The organism is Bordetella genomosp. 9, assembly GCF_002119725.1.
Taxonomy (GTDB): domain Bacteria; phylum Pseudomonadota; class Gammaproteobacteria; order Burkholderiales; family Burkholderiaceae_B; genus Bordetella_C.
This window is the reverse complement of sequence record NZ_CP021109.1, coordinates 2,309,114-2,332,727: the sequence shown is the minus strand read 5'-3', so window position 1 is coordinate 2,332,727 and position 23,614 is coordinate 2,309,114. Positions and strand designations below refer to the sequence as shown.

Genomic DNA, 23,614 nt, shown 5'->3' with positions numbered 1-23,614 from the left:
CGATGACGCCGCCGCTTTACGCGGATGTTTTCACGCTTTGCGGCCGGCAGCGCCGCCATCCAGGATCGCCCTTACCTTTGCCGCGAGCAGCTCCGGCGACGCCGGCTTTTGCAGGAAGTTCGCCGCCGCGTCCAGCATGCCGTTGTGCACGATGGCATGGCCCGCATAGCCGCTGGTGAACAGCACTTGCAGGCCGGGGCGGCGCGATTGGGCTTCCTCGGCAAGGCGGCGGCCATTGATGTCGGGCATGACCACGTCTGTCAGCAGCAGGCGGATTTCAGGGTGGGCGGCGAGCGTGGCCAACGCTTGCGCCCCTTCGCGTGCCTGCAGCACGCCGTAACCCAGGTCGCGCAGCATTTCCGCGGTCAGCGACAGCACGTGCTCGTCGTCTTCGACGACCAGAATCACCTCGGACGCTTCGCCGCGGGCCATCGCCTGTGACGTCGCCGCGTGCGCGCCGCCGCTGGCGCCATCGAGGCGCGGCAGATAGATCTTGATCGAGGTGCCCTGGCCGGGCTCCGAGTAGATCCGGATGTGGCCGCCCGATTGCTTGACGAAACCGAACACCTGACTCAACCCCAGCCCTGTACCCTTGCCGGGGCCTTTGGTGGTGAAGAACGGGTCGAACGCCTTGGCGATGACCTCCGGCGTCATGCCGGTTCCCGTATCGGTGACCGCGATCATGGCATAGGGGCCCGGCGCGATGCCATGTTCGGCCGCATAGGCCTCTGCCAACTGGCAATTGGCGGTTTCGATGGTCAGCCGCCCGCCTTCAGGCATGGCGTCCCGGGCGTTCACCGCCAGGTTCAGGATGGCGTTCTCGAGCAGATTCTTGTCGGCGTGGATGTTCCACAGTCCTTCCGCAAGCACGGTTTCCAGCCGCACGGTTTCGCCCAGCGCGCGCCGCAGCAGCTCCGACATCTCGGCGACCAACCGGTTCGGATCCAGCGCTTGCGGGGCCAGGTCCTGTTGACGCGCGAACGCCAGCATGCGGTGAATCATCGCGCCGGCGGTCGCGGCGCTTGCCTTTGCGGCGGCCAGGTATTTCTCGACGCCGCTGTCCTTGCCCAGCCGGCGTTCGATCAGATTCAGCGCGGACACCATGACCGCAAGCATATTATTGAAATCGTGGGCGACGCCGCTGGTGAGCTGGCCCAAGGCCTCCATTTTCTGGGCCTGGCGCAGCGTCGCTTCCGCCTTCATCCGCTCCTCCACGGCTTCGGCCACGCGCGCCTCCAGCGTGCGGCTCAGCTCGCGCAACTCGGCATTGGCCTGCTCGGCCGCGCGGCGCGCTTGCAGCAGCTCCCGCTCGTAACGCCGCCGGTCCGAGGCATTGAAGACGGTGATGCGGAGAAAGCGCAAACGCCCTTCGCCGTCGCGCCGCTCCACCGCATTGACGAGCACGGGCAGCGTCGTGCCGTCGGCGCGCACGAGGTCCAGCGCCACCTCGTGGAAGAAGCCCTGCATGCGGATCAGCGGCGCGAAATGTGTCTCGTAGTAGATCTTGCCGGCGATGTTCAAAAAATCCTGGAATCGCCGGCCGGCGAATTCGCTGCTGTCCCGTCCCAGCCAATGCGCCAACGTGCGGTTCGCCCGGATGATGCGCCCGTCGCCCGCGGCGGACACATAGCCGCACGGCGCGTTTTCGAAAAGGTCTTCGAAGTCGTCGACGTGGGGCGGGCCGCCTTGCGCCGGGATGGTCACCGTCCAGTCTCGTCGAGAAATGCCTTCATCGCGGCAACCGTTTCTTCGGGTGCGCTCAGGTTCGGGCAGTGTCCGGTGGCCTGCAGCCGCACATAGCGGCTGTTGGGCAGGTGCCGATGTACGAACTCGCCGACGGCTTCAGGGGCGATCACGTCTTCGGAGCACTGCAGCACGAGCGAGCGGGCCGCAACGCGAGGAAGGTCGGCGCGGTTATCGGAAAGGAAGGTCACCCGCGCGAATTTTCGGGCGATTTCAGGGTCGGTCCTGCAGAAGGAGTTCGTCAGTTCCTCGCCGAGTTCGGGGCGGTCGGGGTTGCCCATGATGACCGGCGCCATGGCCTGCGACCAGCCCATGTGGTTGGCATCGAGGAAATCCAGCAGCTCGTGAATCTGCGCTTCAGTGAATCCGCCGGCGTAGCCGGCATCGTCGATGTACCGTGGCGATGGTCCGATCATCACCAGATCGTCGAAAAGCTCCGGCGCCTTGATCGAAGCGATCGCGCCGATCATGGCGCTGACCGAGTGGCCGACGAATACCCCGCCCGCGATGCCTTGATCGCGGCAGATCTGGATGACGTCGTCGGCATAGCCTTCGAGCGAGCCATACCTGGCTTCGTCGTAGGCGGCCAGATCGGATTGGCCGCAACCGACGTGATCGAACAGCACGATGCGATAGTCGTCCGCGAACGCGGGCCAGACGTATCGCCACATGTTCTGGTCACAGCCGAAGCCGTGGGCGAACATCATGGGCCTGGCGCCATGGCCGCGCATGATGACATTGTTCCTTTCCAGGATGCTCAACGCATTCTCCCTGCTGCTGCCGTCACGAGGGGGCGGGGACAAGCGCGTTCTCGTTGCGGCATTGTACGCCCGGCACCGCTTTGGGCCGGCGCCTGTCCATATCTCGCCGTTACGCGCATGCCGCGTTCTTGCGCTGTGCCGCGGCGGAGCGGCGTGCTGCCGGGCAGGCACGGCAATCCTGCCGTCCGGCCGCGTTGGACCACGGGGCGTGGACGGCCTACAATCGCCGCCATGATCGAACGGCATGCCCCGCGCGCTTTATACGAAGGCATCGATTCGCACCCGCGAATCGGCGGCGCGCGTGCCCGCCCGCATCGGATTCACCGGACCGGACCTGCCGCGGCTTTCGCCGCACATGATTAGGCCCGGCGACCTCCAGCATTCTTCCCAAGCGCACTCTTTCAGGTCACCGGGCCCGCCCCGCGCATAGACCGTTGCGCCGCTGCTGCGGCGTGCGACCTGACAGGAGCGCTCCATGCCCCCTGCCCTGTGCCGCGCCTGCGGGATCTCCGGATCGCCGCGCGGCCTCTGGCGGCGCGTCCCCACGCCGCCTGGCGTCGACTCGTCCCATCATCCCGCCGCGCTGCCCGACGACCCATGAGGGTCGACGTGGAACTGCAGGCGGACGCCTTGCGGGCCGAACTGGACGCGCTCTACGCGCGCGTGCGCGATGGCGGCGATGCCTTCGCGCCTGTAATCGCGTCCCTGCCCCACCCTGGCCTCGTCGTGCGCCGCCGCGAGGCCGACGGCGAATCGTACGTCTACGTCGAGGACACCCGGCACGGCAGGCTGGCCGGTTGTACCGTATTCAACCGGCTAGTCGAGGTCGATCGGCGGACAGACCGCCACGTGCGGTCGCCGCATTCGCGCTTTGCGCCGGAATACCAGCGTCGCGGCCTGGCCCGATACCTGTACGCACGCGAGCTCGACGCCGGCTGGTGCCTGGTCAGCGGCGCGCGGCAGTCGCGCGGCGCGCACGCGTTGTGGCATGCCTTGGCGGCGAAGTACCCGTCGAGCTATGTGGCGTTGCGGCGCGGGCCGCTGATCTGCCTGGGCAGCGAGGTGGAACGAACCTTGCTCGATCGGCTCGGCACCCGCATGATCCTGTGGGGCCGCGGTTGGGAGGACGACAGGAGCCGCGCGCGCATCCTGTCCGGCCTGCCCCGCCGGACAATCCCTGGAAACGATGTAACCGATGCGCGCCCGCGCGGCGCGCCGTTTCAGCTTGAACCCATGCGGCCCGGCACGCAGAATCCGTGACGTTTCGTCCTGGCCGCCAAACAGGAGCTTCATCATGCACGTTCTTATGCGCACGGCGGCAACCGTTTGCCTGACCGCCGGTCTCATCGTCTCGATTCCCGCGGCGACGGCGGCCGATCTTCCCACGCGGCCGGTTCTGACGCTGGAGGCCGCACAAAAAGTGGCGGCGGCCGCGCAGGCCAGGGCGACGCAGGCGGGCTGGCCCGGCGTGATCGCGGTGGCCGACAGCGATGGCCTGCCCATCGTCCTGCTGCGCATGGACAACACGATGCCGGCCAGCGTGGAGCTGGCGCCGGGCAAGGCTCGCACGGCCGCCATGTTCCGCCGGCCCAGCGGCGCGTTGGAAGACGCCATCAACGGTCCGCGCCAGGCCGCCATTACCGCGCGCGGCTTCGTGCTCATGCGCGGCGGCGTGCCGCTGGTCGTCGACGGGCACGTCGTGGGCGCCATCGGCGTGTCCGCCGATACGCCGCAGCATGACGAAGACATTGCCGAGGCTGGCGCAGCCGCCCTGAAGAACTGACGGCTTCCCGGCCGCATCCGTCCACGCCGCTTCAGCACACTTCCCCCCATGCCAACCCCGGCGCTGCATCCCGATACGGTCGTCGTCGGGGCGGGCATCGCCGGGCTGGCGTGCGCCGCGCTGCTTGCCGAAATGGGGCTGAAGGTGCTGGTCGTCGAATCCAGTGATGCGCCGGGCGGACGCGCCAGAAGCTGGCGCCACGACGCCACCGGCGACACAATCGACATCGGCCCGCACATCCTACTGAACAAGTACGCCAACATGCGTGCGCTGCTGCGCCGCCTTGGGACGGAGGCGCAGGTCCACTGGCAGACCGAAGAACTGCTGACCGTGCTCGACAAGGGCAGGCACATCCATTTCAGAGTGGGCGGCTTGCCGGCCCCCCTGCACTACCTGCGCAACCTGCCGCGCATCCTGCCCAGCGTGCCGCTGGGCCAGCTTTTGTCCAACGTGCCGGTGGCATGGCGCACGATGCGCAGTACGCCCGCCGACATCCTTTCTTTGGACAACGAGAACGGCCGCGATTACTTGCTGCGATGTGGGGTAAGCCCGGCATTCATCGACTGGTTCTGGGCGTCGGCCTCGATCGCCCTGTTGAACCTTCCCGTGCAAGCGTGCTCCGCGGCGGCGTTGATGCGGCTGTTCTCGCAGATGCTCGGCCACAACGACGTGGCCTTCGGCATTCCCAAGGTGGGGCTGAGCGATCTGTACGCCTGGCCTTGCGTACGGATCATCGAAGGGAGCGGACAGGTGCGGTGCCGCTGCGCGGCGCGAGCCGTCGTCTGGGAGCATGGCAGGGCAAGCGGCATTGTCCTGGCCGACGGCAGCCGCGTGGACGCGCCCGTCGTCCTGGCCGTTCCGCCCACCGCCGTGCCGCCGTTGCTGCCGGCGGCCCACCCCATGGCGGCGTTGGCGCGGCGCTTCGCGCCCAGCCCCTATGTCAGCTGCTTCCTGTGGTTCGATCGCAAGATCACGACGTCGCCCTTTTGGGCGCGGCCCTGGTCGCCCGCCGCGTACAACACCGACTTTTACGATCTTTCAAACGTGCGGCCGACCGTGCCGGGCGCTGGATCGCTGGTTGCCACCAACATCATCTGGAGCCACCGCGTCGATGACTGTTCCGATGGGCAATTGATCGACGCCACGCTGAAGGAAATCGCGGAGTTCTCCGCCCTGGCGGGGCGCGCGACGCTGCTCGCCACGGCGGTACACCGGATTCCCATGTCGGTGCCCTGCGCCCGGCCCGGCATCGAAACGATACGGCCGCCGACGCGATGGGAGCCGGGGCTTTTCCTGGCCGGCGACTGGGTGGATACGGGGCTGCCGTTTTGCATGGAAAGCGCCACTCGCGCCGGCGCCCTGGCTGCGGAAGCGGTGCTTGCCGAGCTCGGACGGCCACGGACGCTGGCGCTGCCGCCGCCCGTGCCGGGCGGCTTGACGCGCCTGCTCAGGCGCAGGAGCGGGGATCGATGACGGACGATCGCGATACGGCGGCGGCAACGCATTCCTACGCCGGCCCCCCCGCACCGTGGCGGCTGCACGGCGCCGCTTACGTCAGCCTGTGGCGTGTGCCTGTGCGGGCCCTGCCCTTGCCCGCGGTGCCGGGCGCCCGCTTCCTGTCGTTCGCCGGCCGAGCCCTGTGCGTCACCGCGTGGGCGGAGTACGACCCCAGCGGGACCCTTGCCTATCGCGAGATGCTCTTCGCCGTGGCGGTGCGGACGGCGGGTTTGATTGCGCCCGCCTGCACTGTGGGGCCGATCTGGGTCGACGATGAAACCGCCGCCGCCGGCGGGCGCGAATTGTGGCGCATCCCGAAACGGGTCGCTGCGTTCGGCAAGGGGCCAGCTCAGGCCGTTCATGGGGATCCCGGCGCTCTGTTCCAAGCGAGCTTGAACGAACAGGGCCGATTCGTCGCGAGCTTGCGCTTCCAGGACCGGCAAGGGCTGGTCATGCCGATCCGTGTGCCGCTATGGACGATTCAGCGCGGCCCTGAAGGGCCGGTGCGTACGCGCTGCCTGTTGCAGGGACGCGTGCGCTTGGGCTACGCGCGATGGCGCTTCGAACCGGAGGGACCGTTGGCCTTTCTGCGCGAGCGTACGCCCTTGCTCAGCGTCCGGGTGGACAGCTTATCGGCGCAGTTCGGGGTATAGGGCGAGCGGCACGGGCATTGCTGTGATAGCCCCGCGGCAGTCTCGCCGTTCACCCGTGCGCTTTCTTCGGAGCTCATCATCATGTCCCAGCAGAACCAGCAAAACCAGCAAAACCAGCAGAACCAGAACAACCAGAACCAGCAGAATCAGCAGAACAACCAGAACCGGCAGCAAAACCAGCAGAACCAGCAGAACCGGCAGCAGAATCAGCAGGACCGCAACGAGCGCAACCAAAACCGCGAATAAGCGTTGGGGTTGCTGCAGGAGCCGCCTTCGGGCGGCTCTTTTCATTCGTGACCTGACCGCACGTGCCTACACGCCCAGGACCAGCAAGGTCGTCACGGTTCACTACATGGTGCAAGGCCTTGCGCGTGCAAAGCCAGGTACCTCAAAGCGCGGCGATCAGCGCCGCGATGAAGCGTTCCGCCGCTTCCGGAAGCTCGCGTTCCGCCGCGGTCTGCACCTGTAGCGTGCGGCGGGCGAATGGGGGCGCGGCCAGCGGCACGGCGACAAGCTCGCCGCGCTGCAGCTCCCCGCGCAGGATGATCTCGCCGCCCAGCGTGATCGCATGCCCCGTCTTCACAATCGAATAGATGACGGAAGAAGAATTGCTGGAGAACGCCACGTCGAAAGGCGGCCCTTCGCCGCCGCCCGCGAATGCGTCGAACAGCAGCCGCACGGTGGCCCCGGAATCGGTCAAGGCGATCGGATAAGGTCTGAGGTCATCGATCGACACGCGGGCGCGCGACGCCAACGGATGCCCCGGCGCCATGATCGCGCTCAATGGCGAATCCACCTCGTGGCGCACCGCGATGGCGCCGGACTTGGCGCTGCCGGTCTTGATGCGGAAAGCCAGGCCGATGTCGACGCTGCCGTCCGCCACGGCCTGCATCACGCCGGCCGATGACGCGGTCCGCAAGCGGAACACCACGTCGGGATGCCGGGTGCGGTACGGCCCCAGGATGTTCGCCAGCAGGTTGCGGCCCACCGTCTCGTTCACGCCGATGCGGATGGTGCTGAGTTCCGACCCGCGCAGGCCGCGCAACTCATGCCGCACGCGCTGCGCCTCGATTGCGGCGCGCTGCGCGTAATCGAACAGCAGTTGTCCGGCGCGGGTCGGCGTCATGCCGTTGGGGCGCCGTTCGAACAGCGGCGTGCCGGTCGCTTCCTCCAGTTTGGCGATCTGGCGGCTGACCGCGGAGGACACCACATGAAGGTTGGCGGCGGCCTCTTTCACGCTGCCGGTGCGGACCACTTCCAGGAAATAGCGGTGGGCGGTGTCGAGCATCGGCTGGGTTCACAAAATGGCAATCGGGGTTCGAAATATAGAATTTGATTGCTGAAATCGCAATTCGTAGAATTTTCGGGCGGCCTGCCGGCACAAGGCAGGCAGGATGGCCAGAACGCCACCGCATCGACACAAGGGGAATTTCGTGAAGTACTCGCAAGCCGGCGCCGTCCAAGGCGCCCATGTCCAGAAGGTTTCCGCGCGCCGCCGGCTGTTTGCCGTACTGGCGGCGGCCATCGGTCTGGCCGTCGCGCAGCCCGCGGCGGCCGACGACTATCCCAGCCAGTCCATCCAGCTGGTCATTTCCTTTCCGCCCGGCGGCGCCACCGACGTGCTGGCGCGCGAGCTTGCCGTGAAGATGGGCGGGGCGCTGGGCCAGTCCATGGTGGTGGTGAACCGCCCCGGCGCCGCAGGCCTGATTGGCATGCAGGCCGCGGCCCGCGCCAAGCCGGACGGCTACACGCTTTATATCTCCTCGGTCGGGTCGACGACGATCAACGAGGCCATCAATGGGCCGCAGCGCATCTCGCTGGACGATCTGGACGCGGTGGGCGGCATTGCCAGCGCGCCGCACATCCTCGTCACGCCCGCGGACTCCGGCATCAAGGACGTCAAGGGCCTGGTCCAGTACCTGAAGGCCAAGCCCGGCGCATCGAACTATGCATCGATGGGCGCCGGCACGCTGTCCAATCTGGAGGCGGAGATCTTCAAGGAGCAGACCGGCGTGCAGGCATTGCAGATCCCGTACAAGGGCAGCAGCCAGGCGCTGCCGGAAGTGATCTCCGGCTCATCGATCTTCATGTTCGATAGTCCGTCCAGCTCGCTGCCGCAGCAGAAGGCCGGCCGCATCAACGTGCTGGCCGTGGCGTCGGCCAAGCGCCTGAGCTCGCTGCCCGACGTGCCGACGCTCAGCGAGCTGGGCATCAAGGGCCTGGAGTCCGAGAACCTGTTCGCGCTGATGGTGCCCAAGGGCACGCCGCCCGACCGCATCGCCACGCTGGCCAAGGCGCTGAAGAGTGTCCAGAGCGACCCCGCCTTCCAGAAAGCCATCGAGGTGCCGGGCTTCGAGGTGAGCGATATTTCCGGCGCCGACACGCCGCGGTTCATCCAGGACCAGCGCGCATTCTGGAAGCAGAAGGTGCAAAGCCTGAACATCACCGCCGCACAGTAACCGGCGCTTCCTTACTTCATCAGCTTCCCCGTTTCCGCCATGCCGATCGCAGACCCCTTCTGGACCCTTCCCTATCCCTCCCAGCGCATGCCGCTGCTGGCCGACAACGTCGTCAGTACGTCGCAGCCGCTCGCCAGTTCGGCCGGCCTGCAGATGTACGCCCGCGGCGGCAATGCGGTCGATGCGGCGCTCGCCACGGCCATCGCATTGACCGTGGTGGAGCCTTGCATGAACGGCATCGGCGGCGACATGTTCGCCATCGTCTGGCATCAGGGCGAGATGTACGGGCTGAATGCGTCCGGACGCGCGCCAGCGGCGTGGGAAACGGCGCGGTTTGCCGGCATGGACAGCATGGACAAGATCGGCTGGGGCAGCGTAACCGTGCCGGGCGCCGTATCCGGATGGCGGGCCATCTGGGAAAAATTCGGCTCCCTGCCCTTCGAGGATCTGTTCGAACCGGCCATCCGCTATGCGCGCGACGGCTACCTGGTTTCGCCTACCGTGCACCGCCAATGGCAGAAGCAGGTCGACGAGCTCAGCGGGCAGCCGGGCTATCGCGAAGCCTTCGCCCCCAACGGGCGCGCGCCGCTGCCGGGCGAGCGCTTCCGCTGCCCCGGACAGGCCGGGACGCTGGAAAGCATTGCCCGCACCAAGGGCGAAAGCTTCTACCGCGGCGAGCTGGCCGCGGCCATCGCCCGCCATGCGCGCGACACCGGCGGCCTGATGACCGAAGCCGATCTGGCCTCGCATACGGCCGACTGGGTGCAGCCCATCAGCATGCGCTACCGGGACCATGAGCTCGTCGAAATCGGCCCCAACGGCCAGGGCATCGGCGCCCTGATGGCGCTGGGCATGCTGCGCCATTTCGATCTGAGCGAAACGGGCATGGACACCGCCGAAACGCTGCATCTGCAGATCGAGGCGATGCGCCTCGCTTTCGCCGATATGTACGAATACGTAGGCGACCCCGCGCACATGGCGACGGTGACGGCGGAACATCTGCTGGATCCCGCCTACCTCGCCGATCGCGCGCGCCTGATCGATCCGAAGCGGGCCGGCGCGCCGCTGCCAGGGTCCCCGCACAGCGGCGGCACGGTCTACCTGACCGCCGCCGATCGCAACGGCACCATGGTGTCGTTCATCCAGTCGAACTTCAAAGGCTTCGGCTCCGGCGTGGTGGTGCCCGACACCGGCATCGCCCTGCATAACCGCGGCTGGGGATTCAGCACGCGCGCCGGCCATGCGAATGTCGTGGCGCCGGGCAAGCGACCCTTCCACACCATCATTCCGGGCTTTCTGATGAAGAACGGCGAGCCGCTCATGAGCTTCGGCCTGATGGGCGGCTCCATGCAGGCGCAGGGGCATCTGCAGGTCGCCAGCCGTATCGCGGACTTCGGCCAGAATCCGCAAGCGGCCAGCGACGCGCCGCGCTGGCGCATCACCGACGACAACCTGCGCGTGGCGGTGGAATGGAATACGCCGCCCGATGTGGTGGCGCGCCTGCGCGACATGGGGCACACCATCGAGGTCGCGCCGCGCTTCAACCTGGAGTTCGGCAGCGCCCAGATGGCGATGCGTCTGAACGGCGGCTACGTGGCGGCTTCCGACCATCGCAAGGACGGCTACCCCGTCGGTTACTGATACGCGCCCGGACGGCGGCCCGTCGCCGCGATGAACCTCCTGGGCCGCGCCAAGGCGCTCCGCGGCTAGGCGAACAACTGCCGCATATCCAGGCTGCGGATGATTTTCGCGGTCGCCTCCACCAGGGGCGGCAGCGGATCGCGCATGGGCGTCGCCAGCGTGAGATTGTTCATGATGACCGGGTCGATGATCTCCGAGCAGGCCAGTTCGTGCTGGCCCGGCGAGTCATGCAGCGCGCTGCGCGGCAGGATGGTGTACAGGTTGTCCTGCGTAACGGTCTCCAGGATGGTGTGCACCACGTCGACTTCGGCCGCGATATGCAGCTCCACGTCCAGCTCCCGGCAGGTCTTGTCGACCAGCGCACGGATGGTGTTCGGCGCGCTGGGCAGCACGAGGGGATAACGGCTCAGTTCGCTGGCGCGCACGCGGCGCGGCGGCGCCGGCCGGCAGGCCTTCACGTAGGCCAGCACCAGCTCCTCGCGATAGACCGATTCGAAACGCACCCGCCGCGAAGGCTGCGGGTCATACAACAGCGCCAGGTCGACGCGATCCTTCAGCAGCCATTCGCTCATCTCGGAGCTGAGACCTTCGGCCACCGTCAAGGCGGCGTCCGCGTGCTGACGGCGGAAGGTCTGGACGATGCGCGGCGCGAGGCGCCGCGCCACGCGATGCGGCATCCCCAACCGCACGCGCTCCTGCGCCGTGCCGGCGTACGACCGCATGTCCTGACGCGCATGGGCCGCCAGGTCATCCAGCGCCTTTGCATGCTCCAGGAAGCGCAGCCCGGCCGGGGTGGGCACCACACCGCGGCCCGTACGGGTCAGCAGGTGATGGCGCAGTTCCGCTTCCAGCATTTGCATCTGCCGGCTCAGCGACGGCTGCGACAGACCCAGCACGTCGGCGGCGCGCGACAGGCTCTGCGTCTCGCAGACCACGATATAGGAGCGGATTTGCTTCAGGTCCATCGCGCAATGGTATACGTTTTTTCTATATCTGAAATCCGGCGTTCGCCATTGCCCGATCTGGCGGGCCTGGGGATGATGCGGGTCTCGATTGCAGGCCCGATTCCTTCATGCCAGATTGCGCCCCTCCCCTCGCCCGGATCACCCCGCCCAGCGACGCGCTGCCGCCCGGCGCTTGCGACAGCCATTTCCACGTGTTTGGTCCGGCCAGCGTTTTCCCCTACGCCGAGCCCCGCCCGTATACGCCGCCGGATGCGCCCTTCGAGCAACTGCGCGCGCTGCACCGGCAACTGGGCTTTACCCGTGGCGTGATCGTGCAGCCGGGTTGCCACGGCTACGACATGTCGGCAACGCTGGATGCGCTGCGCAAGGGCCAGGGCCAGTACCGCGCAATCGCGCTGCTGCCGGCGGACGCCACACCTGCGCGCATCGCCGAACTGGACCGCCAGGGCGTGCGAGGCGTGCGCTACAACTTCGTGGCCCATCTGGGCAATTCGGGCTGGGAGGAACTGGCCGCCATGGCGCCGCGCATCGCGCCGTTCGGCTGGCATGTCTGCGTGCACAGCGACGAAGCTTCGCTGCCCGCGCTGTTGCCGCGGCTGAAGACACTGCCCGTGCCTTTCGTGGTCGACCACATGGGCCGCGTGGCGGCCTCGGGCGGCGCGGCCAACCCCGTTTTCCAGGCCCTGCTCGCACTGCGCAGCCACCCCGGCGCGTGGGTCAAGATATCCGGCCTGGATCGCGTCTCCAGCACGGGCGCGCGGCCGTTCCAGGACGGCGAAACGCTGGTGGCCGCGCTGCTGGAGACCATGCCGGACCGCCTGTTGTGGGGCACGGACTGGCCGCACCCGAACGTTGCGGGCGAGATGCCGGACGACGGGGAATTGCTCAACACCTTCCTGCGCCTGTGTCCGGACCCCGCCATGCGGCGTCGCATCCTGGTGGACAACCCGGACCGGCTCTATCGTTTCGCCCCCCTGCGTGCCTGAGAGAACAAGCATGGATCACGTGCTGATCAAATTTCCGGAAGAGACTATCGATAGGGCCGCCCTGCTCGCCCTGCCCGGCGCATTGCCCGACGCCGCCTGGCTTTACCACGCGGTCGAGCATGCCGAAAGCTATGCCCTGCTCGAAACCGCAGCGCCGGACAGCATGGCGGCCGCGCTGCGCCAGGCGCATCCGCGCGCCCGCCTCGTTCCCCTTACGCTGACCACCGACCTGGCCGGCGCGTCGGCGGGCCACGCGGCCCCGTGGTTCTACGTCGTCGAAACGGATGTGAAGACGGCCGCCGAGGACGACTTCAACCGCTGGTACGAAGAAGAACACCTGCCCGGGCTGGCGTCCGTGCCGGGCACCGTGCGCGCGCGCCGCTACCTGGCGCGCGCGGGGTCGCCGCGCTACTACGCCTTCTATGAGCTGGCCACGCGCGAGACCTTCGGATCGCCGCCGTGGCTTGCCGTGCGGGCTTCCGACTGGAGCAGCCGCGTGCGGCCGAACTTCATCAACACCAAGCGCACGATGTTCCGTGCCGCGCCCGCCCAGCCGGAGGCTTGACTATGCCGCGTATGGATCCCCCTTCGGTCGAGCAGATGAGCGCGCACCAGCGGCGCATTCACGACGCCATCGCCAGCGGCCCGCGCGGCGGCGTGCGGGGGCCGCTGGCGATCTGGCTGCACCGGCCGGGTCTGGCCGAGCACGCGCAGGCGCTGGGCCGCTACTGCCGCTACGACTCCAGTTTGCCGCCGCGCCTGTCCGAACTCGCCATCCTGACCATCGCCGCGTGGTGGCGCTCCAGCTATGAATGGTGGGCGCATCACCCCATCGCCTTGCGCGCCGGCGTGGACGCCGGCGTGGCGGAACAGATCCGCGTGGGCGAGGCGCCCGACTTCGTGCAGGCGGACGAATCGGTGGTGTACCGCTTCGTGCGCAGCCTGCTGGAAACCCGCGTGGTGCCCGATCCGCTGTACCGCGAGGCGGTGCAGGCGCTGGGAGCCGACGGCGTGGTCGACCTGGTCGGCATCGCCGGTTACTACACGTTGATCTCGATGACCATCAACGTCTTCGAGATCCCGCCCAACGATGGCAGCGCGGTGAGCTTCGAACGCTGAGGCGCTTTGCGACGATGAAAAGGAGGAGACCATGACGGGACGCTTGCAAGGCAAGGTCGCCATTGTCACCGGCGCGGGCAGCGTCGGCCCGGGCTGGGGCAACGGCCGCGCGATCGCGTGCCGCTTCGCGCAGGAAGGCGCGCGCGTGTTCGCCGTGGATCTGGACCCGGCGTCCATGGAAGAGACCGTTTCCCTGGTGCGCGAAAGCGGCGGGGAAATCCTTACGCACCGCGCCGACGTTACGGCGTCCGACGCCGTGCGCGACATGGTTCAGGCCTGCCTCGACGCGTGGGGCCGGGTCGACATCCTGGTGAACAATGTGGGCGGCTCGCGCAAGGGCGGCCCGGTGGATCTGGACGAGGCCGGCTGGGACCGGCAGATCGACTTCAATCTGAAAAGCGTCTACCTCGGCTGCCGACACGTGCTTCCGGTGATGACGCGCCAGGGCGGCGGCGCCATCGTCAATATCGCTTCGACCTCCGGCATCCGCTGGACCGGGTCCGCCCAGGTGGGCTACGCCAGCGCCAAGGCCGGCGTCATCCAGCTCAGCCGTGTGGTGGCGCTGGAGTATGCCAAGCAGAAGATCCGCTGCAACACCGTGATCCCGGGCCAGATGCACACCCCGATGGTGGAGGCGCGCCTGGCGGGCCAGCGCGCCGGGGGCGACGTGCAGGCGCTGCTCGCGCAACGGCAGTCGCGCATTCCCCTGCCCTTCATGGGCGACGGACGCGACACCGCCAATGCCGCGCTATTCCTGGCTTCGGACGAGGCGCGCTTCATCACCGCTGCCGAAATCGTCGTGGACGGAGGCATGAGTGCACGCTGCGATTGAGGGGGCCATGCCCGTGCGCTATCCCGACCCCGCGGTCGTCGCGCTGGACCCGCGTTTCGAAAAACTGGTGCTGCCCCTGGCGGCGGTGGAGCGCCTGGCGGCCGGCTCGCGCTGGGCCGAAGGGCCGGTATGGTTCGGCGACGGCCGCTACCTGCTGTGGAGCGACATCCCGAACAACCGCATCCTGCGCTGGGATGAGGTCACCGGCCAGACCGCGGTGTGGCGGCATGCCGCCAACTACGCGAACGGCAATACGCGCGACCGCCAGGGCCGGCTGATCACCTGCGAACACCTGGGCCGCCGCGTCACGCGCACCGAGCATGACGGCCGCATCACCGTGCTGGCCGACCGCTATCGGGGCAAGCGGCTGAACTCGCCCAACGACGTGGTGGTGAAGTCGGATGGCTCGATATGGTTCACCGATCCGCCCTTCGGCATCGTCGGCTACTACCAGGGCGAGAGAGCCGAGCAGGAATTGCCGGCGGCGGTCTACCGCCTTTGCCCGGAAACGGGCGAACTGACGGTGGTCTGCGACACGGTCAACGGCCCGAACGGGCTGGCCTTCTCGCCCGACGAGAAACGCCTGTACGTCATCGAGTCGCGCGCCCGGCCGCGCAACATGCTGGTGTTCGACGTCGCCAGCGACGGCCGCACGCTATCCGGACAGCGGGTGTTGTTCGACGCGGGCGCCGGCACGCCCGACGGCATGCGCGTGGACACGGAAGGCAATCTTTGGTGCGGCTGGGGCATGGGCGCGCCTGAACTGGACGGGGTGAATGTGTACTCGCCCGAAGGGGAACCGCTGGGCCGCATCGCCCTGCCCGAACGCTGCGCGAACCTTTGCTTCGGCGGCACGCACCGCAACCGCCTTTTCATGGCGTCCTGCACGTCCATCTACGCCCTGTTCGTCAATACCCAAGGCGCGACCCCGCTTTGACGCGGGTCTTCCGTTTCATCAATAAACAAAGCGAGGAGAAGAAAACATGTATACCCGCATGCTCAAATGCGCCGCCGCCGGCCTGATAAGCCTGGCCGGCCTGGCGGCCACCCCAGCCGCCCAGGCGCAATCCGGCGCCACCAGCCTGGTCGTGGCGTTTCCCGCGGGCGGCCCGGCCGATTCGCTGGCGCGCGTGATCGCACAGCAGCTGAATGAAAAGCTCAAGCAGCCGGTGCTGGTGGAAAACAAACCCGGCGGCAACGGCGCCATCGCGGCAACCTTTGTCGGCCGCTCGCGCCCCGACGGGCAGACGCTGTTTCTGAGCTCGGTCGGCGCCATCTCGATCAACCCCGGCCTGTATCCCAAGCTGATCTACGATCCCATCAACGACTTCAAGCCCATCTCGCTGCTGGTGTCGGTGCCCGAGGTGCTGATCGTGGGGCAGGACAGCCCCTACAAGACAGCGCAGGATTTCCTGGCGAAGGCCAAGGGCGAAGGCCTGTCGATGGCATCGTCGGGCGTGGGCAGCATGCCGCATATGGCCATCGTCCAGCTGAAGAACGCCACCGGCGCCAAGATCCTGCACGTGCCCTACAAGGGCGCCGCCCCCGCCATTACCGATACGCTCGGAGGCCAGGTCGCCGGTTTCATCGGCGACATCTCAGGCCTGATGCCGCAGATCCAGTCCGGCAAGGCGCGCGCCCTGGCCATCGCCGCCCCCAAGCGCTCGCCCCTGTTGCCGGACGTTCCCACGTTCGACGAACTGGGCGTGCCGAACGTCTACGCGAACAACTGGTACGGGCTGTTCGCGCCCAAGGGCACGCCGGATGCAAAGATCGAGGAACTGAACCGCATGGTGCGCGAAGCAATGGATTCCCAGGCGCTGAAAAACTATGCGGCGGCGACGGGCGTGGAGCTGTCGCCGACCACGCCGCGGCAATTCGCGGACTTGGTCGCGGCCGACACCCGGAAATGGGGCGATCTGAGCCGCGCCGAAGGCATACAGATGAACAATTGAGCGGCGCTCAGATGTCGAACTTCACACCCTGCGCCAGCGGCAGCGCCCGCGAATAATTCACGGTGTTCGTGGCGCGGCGCATATAGGCGCGCCATGCGTCGGAACCGGATTCCCGGCCGCCGCCGGTTTCCTTTTCGCCGCCGAAGGCGCCGCCGATCTCCGCGCCGGAAGTGCCGATATTGACGTTGGCGATGCCGCAATCCGAACCGCTGGCCGACAGAAAGGTTTCCGCTTCGCGCAGGTCGTTGGTGAAGATGGCGGACGACAGGCCCTGCGGCACGTCGTTCTGGATCCGCAGCGCCTCTTCCAGCGTGTCATAGCCCACCACGTACAGGATGGGCGCGAAGGTCTCATGGCGCACGGTGTCGGTCTGCCGGTCCATTTCGACGATGGCCGGCTTCACGTAGTAAGCCTGCGGATAGCGGTCCTGCAGCACCCGTTCGCCGCCCGTGATCCGGCCGCCCTCTTCGCGTACGGCGGCCAGCGCGCGCTGCATGCCATCGAAGCCGCCCTGGTCGATCAAGGGACCGACCAGCGTCCCGGATTCCAGCGGATTGCCGATGGGCAGTCCCGCATAGGCTTTTTTCAGGCGCTCCACCAATGCGGCCTTCAGGCTGTGGTGGACGATCAGGCGGCGCGTCGTGGTGCAGCGCTGCCCAGCGGTGCCGACGGCCGCGAAGACGATGCCGCGTACCGCCAGATCCAGGTCCGCCGAGGGCGCGACGATCACCGCATTGTTGCCGCCCAATTCGAGCAGGGAGCGGCCGAAGCGGCGGGCGACGCGGGGGCCGACTTCCCGGCCCATGCGCGTGCTGCCCGTGGCGGAGACCAGCGCAACCTTGGGATGGTCGACCAGCGCCTCGCCGGCTTCGCGTTGCCCAACGACCACCTGCGACAGATGCGCGGGCGCCTTGCCGAAGCTTGCCGCGGCGCGATCGAAAATCGCCTGGCACGCCAAGGCGGTCAGGGGCGTCTTCTCCGAGGGTTTCCAGACGACGGAATTGCCGCACACCAGGGCCAGCGCCGTATTCCAGGCCCAGACGGCAACCGGGAAATTGAAGGCCGTGATGACGCCGACCACGCCCAGCGGATGCCAGGTCTCCATCATGCGATGGCCCGGTCGTTCGGACGCGATGGTCAGACCGTAGAGCTGACGCGACAGGCCAACGGCGAAATCGCAGATATCGATCATCTCCTGAACCTCGCCCAGGCCCTCGGTCAGGATTTTCCCGGCCTCCAGCGACACCAGCTGGCCCAGCGCTTCCTTTTCGGCGCGCAGGGCTTCGCCGAGCAGACGCACCAGTTCGCCGCGTTGCGGCGCCGGCACGTTGCGCCAGTCCAGGAAGGCTTGCTGGGCGCGATCCACGGCCTGCCGCGTCTGCTCGGCCGTTGCTTCGGCGACCGTGCCGATCGCACTGCCATCGATGGGAGACTGCACCCGCAGGGCGCCGCCTGCGTGGGCTGTCAGGTCAACCCCCAGGCGTTCGAGCAGGGTGCGCGTAAGTTGTGCGGGCGAGGTCATGCGGTTCTGTCTCCGATGCGGTTCGATTCTGGCGGGTTGCCGGACGCGGACGCATCAAGGCGCCGCGTATTGCTGCTCCAGCTTGTCGTAGCGGGCCTTGTCCACCAGGCGTTGACGCTCCTGGAAAGGCACGACCAGGTCGGGATTTTCATCCAGCATGCCAGTGCGGCTCAAGGCCGCGAACGCCTTCTGCATGCCCAGAACGGCGCCCTGCAAGGCCGCATTCGCGTACAGCACGATGCCGAACCCCAGTTCGGCCAGGCGGGCCTGCGGCAGCGCGGGCGTCTTGCCCCCGATGACGATGTTCATCAGCAGCGGCCGCGGCAGCAGCGAGGGCAGCTTTTCCACCTCGGCCAGAGATTCCACGGCTTCGACGAACAACACGTCGGCGCCCGCCTCGCTGAAGGCCTGCGCGCGTTCGATCGCGGCATCGAAACCATGGATGGCGCAGGCGTCCGTGCGCGCGACGATGAGCAGATTGGGATCGGTGCGGGCGTCGACGGCCGCGCGGATCTTGCCGAGCATTTCGGCCGTTTCAATGACGGCCTTGCCGTTGAAGTGCCCGCACTTCTTGGGATTGACCTGATCTTCGAGCTGGATGGCGTCGGCCCCTGCCCGCTCCAGCGTGCGAACCGCGAAGCCCACGTTGACCGCATTGCCGTAGCCCGTGTCCGCGTCAACCAGCAGCGGCAGGTCGACCGCGTCGCGCACGCGCGCCGTGTGATCGGCCATATCGCTCAGCCCGATGAAGCTGAGGTCGGGCAAGCCCAGGTACATATTGGTGACGCCCGCGCCGCTCAGGTAGAGCGCCTGAAAGCCGGCATCGGCCGCCACGCGGGCGCTCAGTGCATTGAAGGCGCCGGGCATCAGCAGGCCCTGGCGGCGTTCGACGGCGGCGCGGAAACCGGCGCGGCGTTTGGCGGAATCAGACATGGTGGTTCTCCGATGAAAGTCATGAAGGATAGCCGATGGCTGGACCGCGCCGGGGCCGCGGCGCGCGCCGGACCGATGCCCCGGCGGCGATGTCGCGTTGCCGCCCTTTGGCAGCGGCGAGCCGGGCGTTTCGGCAACGCGCTGAAACACCGCGGCGGGGCCAGCGCAAAAACCTGCTAGTGAGATTCATTCTCATAAACTATGCTTACGGTTTCGCGTACCCCGATATTTCGATGACGTCCCCGTCCACCCGCCGGGCCTACTGGCTCAAAACCTTGCACCAATGGCATTGGATCAGCGCCGCGCTATGCCTGATCGGGATGCTGCTGTTCGCGGCGACCGGCTTGACGCTGAACAACGCCGGGCTGATCGACGCCAGGCCCCGGGTGTCCACCCGCCACGCCGAATTGCCGGAGCCGCTGCGCGCCCGGCTGGAACGCGAAGCGCCCGCGCATCGCCGCGCCAAGGATCCCCTGCCGGAGGACGCGGCGCGATGGTTGGCCGCGAACCTGGACGTGGACGCCGCGGGCAAGCCCGCCGAGTGGTCTCCCGACGAAATCTATGTATCGCTGCCGCGCGCCGGCGGCGACGCCTGGCTATCCATCGACCTGGCGAGCGGCGCCGTGGAACACGAACTTACCGACCGCGGCTGGGTGGCCTATTTGAACGACCTGCACAAGGGCCGCAATACCGGCAAGGCCTGGAGCTGGTTCATCGATGTCTTCGCCGCCGCCTGTCTGGTGTTTTCGTTGACCGGCCTGTTCCTGCTCGCCATGCATGCCGGACGGCGCCTGGCCACGTGGCCCGTGGTCGGGCTGGGATTGGCGGTTCCGCTGGTGCTCGCGCTGCTTTTCATTCATTGACCCCATCAAGGACCCTATGCGCAAACTCATCGTCACCGCCTTTCTGGCCGGCACGGTCGCCCGTGCGGCCCATGGCGCCGAACTGGACGTCAACGTGGAGATTCCGCGGCTCGATGTCGCGGAATATCACCGGCCCTATGTGGCGATCTGGATCGAGAACGCGGACCAGAGCGTCGCCGCGGACCTGGCGGTCTGGTACGACGTGGCCAAGCGCAACCATGAAGGCGAGGAATGGCTGAAGGACCTGCGCCAGTGGTGGCGCCGCAGCGGACGCAACCAGCAGTTTCCGGTGGACGGCGTAAGCGGCGCCACCAAGCCGGTGGGCACGCATGCCGTGCGGCTCGATAGCCAGGCGCCCGCCCTGGCGGCGCTGAAGCCGGGCAAGTACGCGGTCGTGGTTGAAGCCGCCCGCGAGGTGGGCGGCCGCGAATTGGTGCGCGTGCCCTTCGACTGGCCGCCCGGCAAGCCGGCGGCGTATTCCCAACGCGGCGAACACGAACTGGGCGCCGTCGCCGTGCGCGTGGCCCCGTGACTTCCCGCCCCTGCCGCCGCCCCCTGCCCGCCGACCCCGCGACCGATTCCATCCTGATGACCTGGAGCCCGAACATGAAGCACGCCCGTCGTATTGCCGCCATCCTGGCGTTCACCCTGCCCGCCCTGGCGCACGCGCACGATATGTGGATCCTGCCTTCGTCCACCGTGCTGTCGGGAGACCAGAACTGGATCACCGTGGATGGCGCGGTCGGCAACGACAAGTTCTATTTCAACCATGCGCCCCTGCGGCTGGACGGACTCGATATCGTCGCGCCGGACGGCACGGCGGCGCAGCCCGAGAACGTCACTCGCGGCAAGCTGCGCAGCAGCTTCGACCTGCAGTTGAAGCAGCAAGGGACTTATCGGGTCGCGGTGGTCAACGACGGCGTGTTTGCCCGCTGGAAGGAAGACGGCAAGCCCCGGCGCTACTTCGGCAAACCGGATGGCCTGAGCGCGGTGCCCGCCGGCGCGCAGGATCTGGTGATCCAGCAGAACGTGGGGCGCATCGAAACCTTCGTCACGGCAGGCAAGCCCACGCCGGTCAAGCCGGTCGGCAAAGGCCTGGAGCTGGTCGCCGTCACGCATCCGAACGACCTGTACGCCGGCGAGTCGGCGACGTTCCAGTTGCAGTTGGACGGCAAGCCGGCGCCCGGGATGACGGTGAACATCGTGCCGGGCGGCAGCCGCTATCGCGACCGGCTGGACGAAATCAAGGTGACCACGGGCAATGACGGCAGCTTTTCGGTGAAATGGCCGCAGGCCGGCATGTATTGGGTCGAAGCCTCCGCCGAGGATGACAAGACCACCGTGCCGCGCGCCGCCAAGCGCCATCTGTCGTATGCGGGCACCTTCGAAGTGCTGGCGCAATGACGCAGCCAATGACGCCAACCCAATGACGCCAGCCCGATGAAGCCACCCGTCCGAGCGCCCCGCCACGACGCATCATGCAGACCTACCGCCTGCCCGCTTTGAACCGGCCGACCGATGGCGGCGTGTCCGCGCCGCGCATCGCGCCCATCCGGGCGCGCTACGACGGCGTGCGGGGGCTTGCCTGCGCGTTGGCCGGCGCCACCATGGGCACCACCTGGTCGGCGCGCCTGGCGCTGCCCCTGGGCGTGAACGAGGCGGCCGTGCGCCGCGCCGTGCAGGACGCGCTGGACGGCGTCGTGGCGCAGATGAGCCATTGGGAAACCGGCTCGGCCATCAGCCGCTTCAATCGCGCCGGCCGCGGCTGGGTGCCCCTGCCTGCCGGCATGCGCGTCGTGCTGGATTGCGCGCTGTCCGTCGCGGCGCACACGGACGGCGCCTACGACCCGACCATCGGCGCGCTGGCGCAGGCCTGGGGCTTCGCGCCGCACCAACGCGCGTATGAGCCGCCGTCGGGCGACGCCATCGCCGCGGCCCTGGCGCGCTGCGGCTGGCGACGGCTGCGGCGCGACGCCGAAAACGCCTGGCAGGATGGCGGCGTGCACCTCGATTTTTCTTCCATTGCAAAGGGCTATGGCGTGGACCGCGCCGCCGCCGCGCTGGACGCGCTGGGGGTCACCGGCTATCTGGTGGAAGTGGGCGGCGAGCTGCGCGCTCGCGGCGCGCGCCCGGACGGATTGCCCTGGCGCGTGGCCGTGGAATGGCCCGACAGCGGCGCGCATGCGGCCAACGTGGTGCTGCAGGATGCCGCCATTGCCACGTCGGGCGACTACCGGCGCTATTTCCTGCATGCCGGCAAGCGGCATTCGCACACGCTGGACCCGCGCAACGGCCGGCCCGTGGACAACGGCGTCGCGTCCGTCACGGTGCTTCACCCGGAGTGCATGCAGGCCGACGCATGGGCCACCGCCTTGACGGTGCTCGGCCCGGATGAAGGTCGGCGCTGTGCCGATCGGCATGGCCTGGCCGCGCTGTTCATCGTGCGCCGGGAAGGAAAGCTCGACATGCAGTCCACGGCGCTCTGGCGCGCGCGGCAGGAGCGCGTCTCATGATGTTGCGCGCATGCTGCGCCTGCGCGGTCGTGCTTGCCTGGCTGCTGTTGTGCCTGTGCGCATGGCAGCGGTACCGGCGCGAGCGCGAACCCGATGCGCCCGCCATGGCCGCCAACGCGGTTCTGGTGCTGCACGCCAGCCAGAGCGGCATGGCGGCGGAGCTGGCGCAGGCCAGCGCCCGCGCGTTGCGCCAGGACGGCGTGCCCGCGCACGTCGCAAGCCTGGATCGCATCGACGCGCGGCAACTGGCGAACTGTTCGCGCGCCCTTTTCCTGGCCAGCACATACGGGGAAGGCGATCCGCCCGACGCGGCGGCCGCCTTCGCCGGCACGGTCATGGCGTCGGGCGCCCGGCTGGACGGCCTGCGTTACGCCGTGCTGGCCCTGGGGGACCGCAGTTATGCGAACTTCTGCGGCTTCGGCCGGCGCCTGGCGGGCTGGCTGCAGGCCAGCGGCGCGGCGGCGCTGTTCGACACGGTGGAGGTCGACCGTGGCGACCCTGCCGCCCTGCGGCACTGGCGCCGGCAGCTCGCGATGCTGGCCGGCCGCGCCGACACGGCGGCGGACGCAGATGCGGATGCGGATGCGGATGCGGACTGGACCTGCGGCGCCGGATCGCAATCGTCCCATGCCGTCTGGGAACTGGCCGAGCGCGTGCTGGTGAACCCCGGCAGCAGCGGCGACCCTTGCTATCACCTGGCGCTTGCGCCACGCACACCGGTCAACTGGCAGGCGGGGGACATCGCCGAGATCTTCGTTATCGGCCCCGGCGGCGAACCGGTCAGGCGCGACTACTCCATCGCATCGCTGCCCGCCGACGGCGCCATCCATTTGCTGGTGCGGCAGCGGCGCATGGCTGACGGCCGCGCCGGGCTGGGCAGCGGTTGGCTGACCGCGGACGCGCCGCTGGGCGCCGAGGTGCGGCTGCGCATCCGCGCCAACCCGAATTTCCACACGCCGGCCGACGACCGGCCCATGATATTGATCGGCAACGGGACCGGCATCGCGGGGCTGCGCGCACACCTGAAGGCCCGCGCCCACGCCGGCCGCCGCCGCAACTGGCTGCTGTTCGGCGAAAGGCACGCGGCCCACGACCGCCCTTATGCCGATGATCTCGAAACCTGGCGCAGCCAAGGCCTCATCGAACGGCTGGACCTGGTCTACTCGCGAGAGACGGCGCAGCGGCGCTATGTCCAGCACGCGCTGGCCGCGGCGGCGGACCAGGTGCGCGCCTGGATCGGCGCCGGCGCGGCGGTGTATGTGTGCGGCAGCGCAAGCGGCATGGCGGGCGGCGTCGACGCCGTCCTGCGCGACATCCTGGGCGCGCCAGCCCTTGCGAAGCTGACGCGCGAAGGCCGTTACCGCCGCGACGTTTACTGACGCGGGGTCC

At 68.1% G+C, this 23,614-nt stretch carries 24 protein-coding genes; 18 read left to right on the top strand and 6 right to left on the bottom strand.

Features of this window, described 5'->3' with window-relative positions; all coding sequences use genetic code 11:
- Window positions 1-30: 30 nt before the first annotated feature.
- Both CAL13_RS10815 and CAL13_RS10810 read right to left on the bottom strand, forming a co-directional pair.
- Window positions 31-1,704 carry a PAS domain-containing hybrid sensor histidine kinase/response regulator gene (locus CAL13_RS10815; RefSeq protein WP_198297830.1) on the bottom strand — a complete coding sequence of 558 codons (1,674 nt, stop codon included), beginning with the start codon at window positions 1,702-1,704 and terminating at the stop codon, window positions 31-33.
- Window positions 1,701-2,504 (bottom strand): alpha/beta fold hydrolase, encoded by an 804-nt coding sequence (locus CAL13_RS10810; RefSeq protein ID WP_086072372.1) that lies wholly within the window; start codon window positions 2,502-2,504, stop codon window positions 1,701-1,703. Before CAL13_RS10810 ends, CAL13_RS10815 begins: the two co-directional genes overlap by 4 nt.
- A 597-nt stretch (window positions 2,505-3,101) precedes the next feature.
- On the opposite strand from CAL13_RS10810, the gene CAL13_RS10805 reads away from it, so the two are divergent.
- From CAL13_RS10805 to CAL13_RS21335, 5 genes are all read left to right on the top strand, one after another.
- A complete protein-coding gene (locus CAL13_RS10805) occupies window positions 3,102-3,764 on the top strand; it encodes an N-acetyltransferase (protein ID WP_198297829.1) in 663 nt (220 codons plus the stop codon).
- A gap of 34 nt (window positions 3,765-3,798) precedes the next feature.
- Complete coding sequence (locus CAL13_RS10800) at window positions 3,799-4,287, top strand: GlcG/HbpS family heme-binding protein (protein ID WP_232462564.1); 489 nt, start codon at window positions 3,799-3,801, stop codon at window positions 4,285-4,287.
- A gap of 48 nt (window positions 4,288-4,335) precedes the next feature.
- On the top strand, window positions 4,336-5,760 hold the full coding sequence (locus CAL13_RS10795; RefSeq protein ID WP_086072371.1) for a hydroxysqualene dehydroxylase: 1,425 nt from the start codon (window positions 4,336-4,338) through the stop codon (window positions 5,758-5,760).
- On the top strand, window positions 5,757-6,437 hold the full coding sequence (locus CAL13_RS10790) for an acetoacetate decarboxylase family protein (protein ID WP_157664846.1): 681 nt from the start codon (window positions 5,757-5,759) through the stop codon (window positions 6,435-6,437). Before CAL13_RS10795 ends, CAL13_RS10790 begins: the two co-directional genes overlap by 4 nt.
- A gap of 81 nt (window positions 6,438-6,518) precedes the next feature.
- Window positions 6,519-6,683 (top strand): hypothetical protein, encoded by a 165-nt coding sequence (locus tag CAL13_RS21335; RefSeq protein ID WP_198297828.1) that lies wholly within the window; start codon window positions 6,519-6,521, stop codon window positions 6,681-6,683.
- A gap of 142 nt (window positions 6,684-6,825) precedes the next feature.
- On the opposite strand, the gene CAL13_RS10785 is transcribed toward CAL13_RS21335, so the two are convergent.
- Window positions 6,826-7,725 carry a LysR family transcriptional regulator gene (locus tag CAL13_RS10785; protein ID WP_086072369.1) on the bottom strand — a complete coding sequence of 300 codons (900 nt, stop codon included), beginning with the start codon at window positions 7,723-7,725 and terminating at the stop codon, window positions 6,826-6,828.
- 145 nt (window positions 7,726-7,870) lie between these two features.
- On the opposite strand from CAL13_RS10785, the gene CAL13_RS10780 reads away from it, so the two are divergent.
- Window positions 7,871-8,896, top strand: a complete 1,026-nt coding sequence (locus CAL13_RS10780) for a Bug family tripartite tricarboxylate transporter substrate binding protein (protein ID WP_157664845.1) — start codon at window positions 7,871-7,873, stop codon at window positions 8,894-8,896.
- 39 nt (window positions 8,897-8,935) lie between these two features.
- Entirely contained in the window at window positions 8,936-10,537 is a 1,602-nt protein-coding gene (gene ggt, locus CAL13_RS10775) for a gamma-glutamyltransferase (RefSeq protein ID WP_086072367.1), read from the top strand.
- Window positions 10,538-10,602: 65 nt separating this feature from the next.
- Here ggt and CAL13_RS10770 read toward each other — a convergent pair whose 3' ends face one another.
- On the bottom strand, window positions 10,603-11,502 hold the full coding sequence (locus CAL13_RS10770; protein ID WP_086057396.1) for a LysR family transcriptional regulator: 900 nt from the start codon (window positions 11,500-11,502) through the stop codon (window positions 10,603-10,605).
- 107 nt (window positions 11,503-11,609) lie between these two features.
- On the opposite strand from CAL13_RS10770, the gene CAL13_RS10765 reads away from it, so the two are divergent.
- From CAL13_RS10765 to CAL13_RS10740, 6 genes are read left to right on the top strand one after another with little or no spacing between them, the layout of a single operon-like run.
- Entirely contained in the window at window positions 11,610-12,488 is an 879-nt protein-coding gene (locus CAL13_RS10765) for an amidohydrolase family protein (RefSeq protein ID WP_086072366.1), read from the top strand.
- 10 nt (window positions 12,489-12,498) lie between these two features.
- Window positions 12,499-13,053 carry a DUF4286 family protein gene (locus CAL13_RS10760; RefSeq protein ID WP_086057394.1) on the top strand — a complete coding sequence of 185 codons (555 nt, stop codon included), beginning with the start codon at window positions 12,499-12,501 and terminating at the stop codon, window positions 13,051-13,053.
- Window positions 13,054-13,055: 2 nt separating this feature from the next.
- Window positions 13,056-13,607, top strand: coding sequence for a carboxymuconolactone decarboxylase family protein (locus tag CAL13_RS10755; protein WP_086057393.1), 552 nt, complete (start codon window positions 13,056-13,058; stop codon window positions 13,605-13,607).
- A gap of 31 nt (window positions 13,608-13,638) precedes the next feature.
- Complete coding sequence (locus CAL13_RS10750; protein ID WP_086072365.1) at window positions 13,639-14,439, top strand: SDR family NAD(P)-dependent oxidoreductase; 801 nt, start codon at window positions 13,639-13,641, stop codon at window positions 14,437-14,439.
- A gap of 7 nt (window positions 14,440-14,446) precedes the next feature.
- Window positions 14,447-15,376 carry an SMP-30/gluconolactonase/LRE family protein gene (locus CAL13_RS10745; RefSeq protein WP_086072364.1) on the top strand — a complete coding sequence of 310 codons (930 nt, stop codon included), beginning with the start codon at window positions 14,447-14,449 and terminating at the stop codon, window positions 15,374-15,376.
- Between the two features lie 46 nt (window positions 15,377-15,422).
- Window positions 15,423-16,394: a Bug family tripartite tricarboxylate transporter substrate binding protein gene (locus CAL13_RS10740; protein ID WP_086072363.1), complete on the top strand. Its 972-nt coding sequence runs from the start codon at window positions 15,423-15,425 to the stop codon at window positions 16,392-16,394.
- Between the two features lie 7 nt (window positions 16,395-16,401).
- Here the strand turns inward: CAL13_RS10740 and amaB are convergent, their stop codons facing one another.
- Both amaB and CAL13_RS10730 read right to left on the bottom strand, forming a co-directional pair.
- The gene (amaB, locus tag CAL13_RS10735; protein ID WP_086072362.1) at window positions 16,402-17,916 is read right to left on the bottom strand and encodes an L-piperidine-6-carboxylate dehydrogenase; all 1,515 of its coding nucleotides are present in this window, start codon (window positions 17,914-17,916) and stop codon (window positions 16,402-16,404) included.
- 54 nt (window positions 17,917-17,970) lie between these two features.
- Window positions 17,971-18,849, bottom strand: coding sequence for an isocitrate lyase/PEP mutase family protein (locus CAL13_RS10730; protein ID WP_086057388.1), 879 nt, complete (start codon window positions 18,847-18,849; stop codon window positions 17,971-17,973).
- A gap of 233 nt (window positions 18,850-19,082) precedes the next feature.
- Between CAL13_RS10730 and CAL13_RS10725 the strand changes: the two genes are divergently transcribed.
- The 5 genes from CAL13_RS10725 (at window position 19,083) to CAL13_RS10705 (ending at window position 23,604) form a co-directional block, all read left to right on the top strand.
- The gene (locus CAL13_RS10725) at window positions 19,083-19,712 is read left to right on the top strand and encodes a PepSY-associated TM helix domain-containing protein (protein WP_086057387.1); all 630 of its coding nucleotides are present in this window, start codon (window positions 19,083-19,085) and stop codon (window positions 19,710-19,712) included.
- Window positions 19,713-19,728: 16 nt separating this feature from the next.
- Window positions 19,729-20,244, top strand: coding sequence for a DUF2271 domain-containing protein (locus CAL13_RS10720; RefSeq protein WP_086072361.1), 516 nt, complete (start codon window positions 19,729-19,731; stop codon window positions 20,242-20,244).
- 74 nt (window positions 20,245-20,318) lie between these two features.
- A complete protein-coding gene (locus CAL13_RS10715) occupies window positions 20,319-21,116 on the top strand; it encodes a DUF4198 domain-containing protein (RefSeq protein WP_086072360.1) in 798 nt (265 codons plus the stop codon).
- Window positions 21,117-21,319: 203 nt separating this feature from the next.
- Window positions 21,320-22,225, top strand: coding sequence for an FAD:protein FMN transferase (locus CAL13_RS10710; protein WP_420042446.1), 906 nt, complete (start codon window positions 21,320-21,322; stop codon window positions 22,223-22,225).
- The gene (locus tag CAL13_RS10705; protein WP_086072358.1) at window positions 22,222-23,604 is read left to right on the top strand and encodes a sulfite reductase subunit alpha; all 1,383 of its coding nucleotides are present in this window, start codon (window positions 22,222-22,224) and stop codon (window positions 23,602-23,604) included. The genes CAL13_RS10710 and CAL13_RS10705 overlap by 4 nt, the downstream gene beginning before the upstream one ends.
- The last annotated feature ends 10 nt before the right edge of the window (window positions 23,605-23,614 follow it).

What these genes read in the sequence shown, in the direction of transcription:
- CAL13_RS10730 (WP_086057388.1), bottom strand. Translation starts at nt 18,849, where the DNA reads ATGTCTGATTCCGCCAAACGCCGCGCCGGTTTCCGCGCCGCCGTCGAA.
- CAL13_RS10745 (WP_086072364.1), top strand. Translation starts at nt 14,447, where the DNA reads ATGCCCGTGCGCTATCCCGACCCCGCGGTCGTCGCGCTGGACCCGCGT.
- CAL13_RS10800 (WP_232462564.1), top strand. Translation starts at nt 3,799, where the DNA reads ATGCACGTTCTTATGCGCACGGCGGCAACCGTTTGCCTGACCGCCGGT.
- CAL13_RS10760 (WP_086057394.1), top strand. Translation starts at nt 12,499, where the DNA reads ATGGATCACGTGCTGATCAAATTTCCGGAAGAGACTATCGATAGGGCC.
- ggt (WP_086072367.1), top strand. Translation starts at nt 8,936, where the DNA reads ATGCCGATCGCAGACCCCTTCTGGACCCTTCCCTATCCCTCCCAGCGC.
- CAL13_RS10720 (WP_086072361.1), top strand. Translation starts at nt 19,729, where the DNA reads ATGCGCAAACTCATCGTCACCGCCTTTCTGGCCGGCACGGTCGCCCGT.
- CAL13_RS10755 (WP_086057393.1), top strand. Translation starts at nt 13,056, where the DNA reads ATGCCGCGTATGGATCCCCCTTCGGTCGAGCAGATGAGCGCGCACCAG.
- CAL13_RS10750 (WP_086072365.1), top strand. Translation starts at nt 13,639, where the DNA reads ATGACGGGACGCTTGCAAGGCAAGGTCGCCATTGTCACCGGCGCGGGC.
- CAL13_RS10790 (WP_157664846.1), top strand. Translation starts at nt 5,757, where the DNA reads ATGACGGACGATCGCGATACGGCGGCGGCAACGCATTCCTACGCCGGC.
- CAL13_RS10795 (WP_086072371.1), top strand. Translation starts at nt 4,336, where the DNA reads ATGCCAACCCCGGCGCTGCATCCCGATACGGTCGTCGTCGGGGCGGGC.
- CAL13_RS10725 (WP_086057387.1), top strand. Translation starts at nt 19,083, where the DNA reads ATGACGTCCCCGTCCACCCGCCGGGCCTACTGGCTCAAAACCTTGCAC.
- CAL13_RS10805 (WP_198297829.1), top strand. Translation starts at nt 3,102, where the DNA reads ATGAGGGTCGACGTGGAACTGCAGGCGGACGCCTTGCGGGCCGAACTG.
- amaB (WP_086072362.1), bottom strand. Translation starts at nt 17,916, where the DNA reads ATGACCTCGCCCGCACAACTTACGCGCACCCTGCTCGAACGCCTGGGG.
- CAL13_RS10785 (WP_086072369.1), bottom strand. Translation starts at nt 7,725, where the DNA reads ATGCTCGACACCGCCCACCGCTATTTCCTGGAAGTGGTCCGCACCGGC.
- CAL13_RS10715 (WP_086072360.1), top strand. Translation starts at nt 20,319, where the DNA reads ATGAAGCACGCCCGTCGTATTGCCGCCATCCTGGCGTTCACCCTGCCC.
- CAL13_RS21335 (WP_198297828.1), top strand. Translation starts at nt 6,519, where the DNA reads ATGTCCCAGCAGAACCAGCAAAACCAGCAAAACCAGCAGAACCAGAAC.
- CAL13_RS10770 (WP_086057396.1), bottom strand. Translation starts at nt 11,502, where the DNA reads ATGGACCTGAAGCAAATCCGCTCCTATATCGTGGTCTGCGAGACGCAG.
- CAL13_RS10740 (WP_086072363.1), top strand. Translation starts at nt 15,423, where the DNA reads ATGTATACCCGCATGCTCAAATGCGCCGCCGCCGGCCTGATAAGCCTG.
- CAL13_RS10765 (WP_086072366.1), top strand. Translation starts at nt 11,610, where the DNA reads ATGCCAGATTGCGCCCCTCCCCTCGCCCGGATCACCCCGCCCAGCGAC.
- CAL13_RS10705 (WP_086072358.1), top strand. Translation starts at nt 22,222, where the DNA reads ATGATGTTGCGCGCATGCTGCGCCTGCGCGGTCGTGCTTGCCTGGCTG.
- CAL13_RS10710 (WP_420042446.1), top strand. Translation starts at nt 21,320, where the DNA reads ATGGGCACCACCTGGTCGGCGCGCCTGGCGCTGCCCCTGGGCGTGAAC.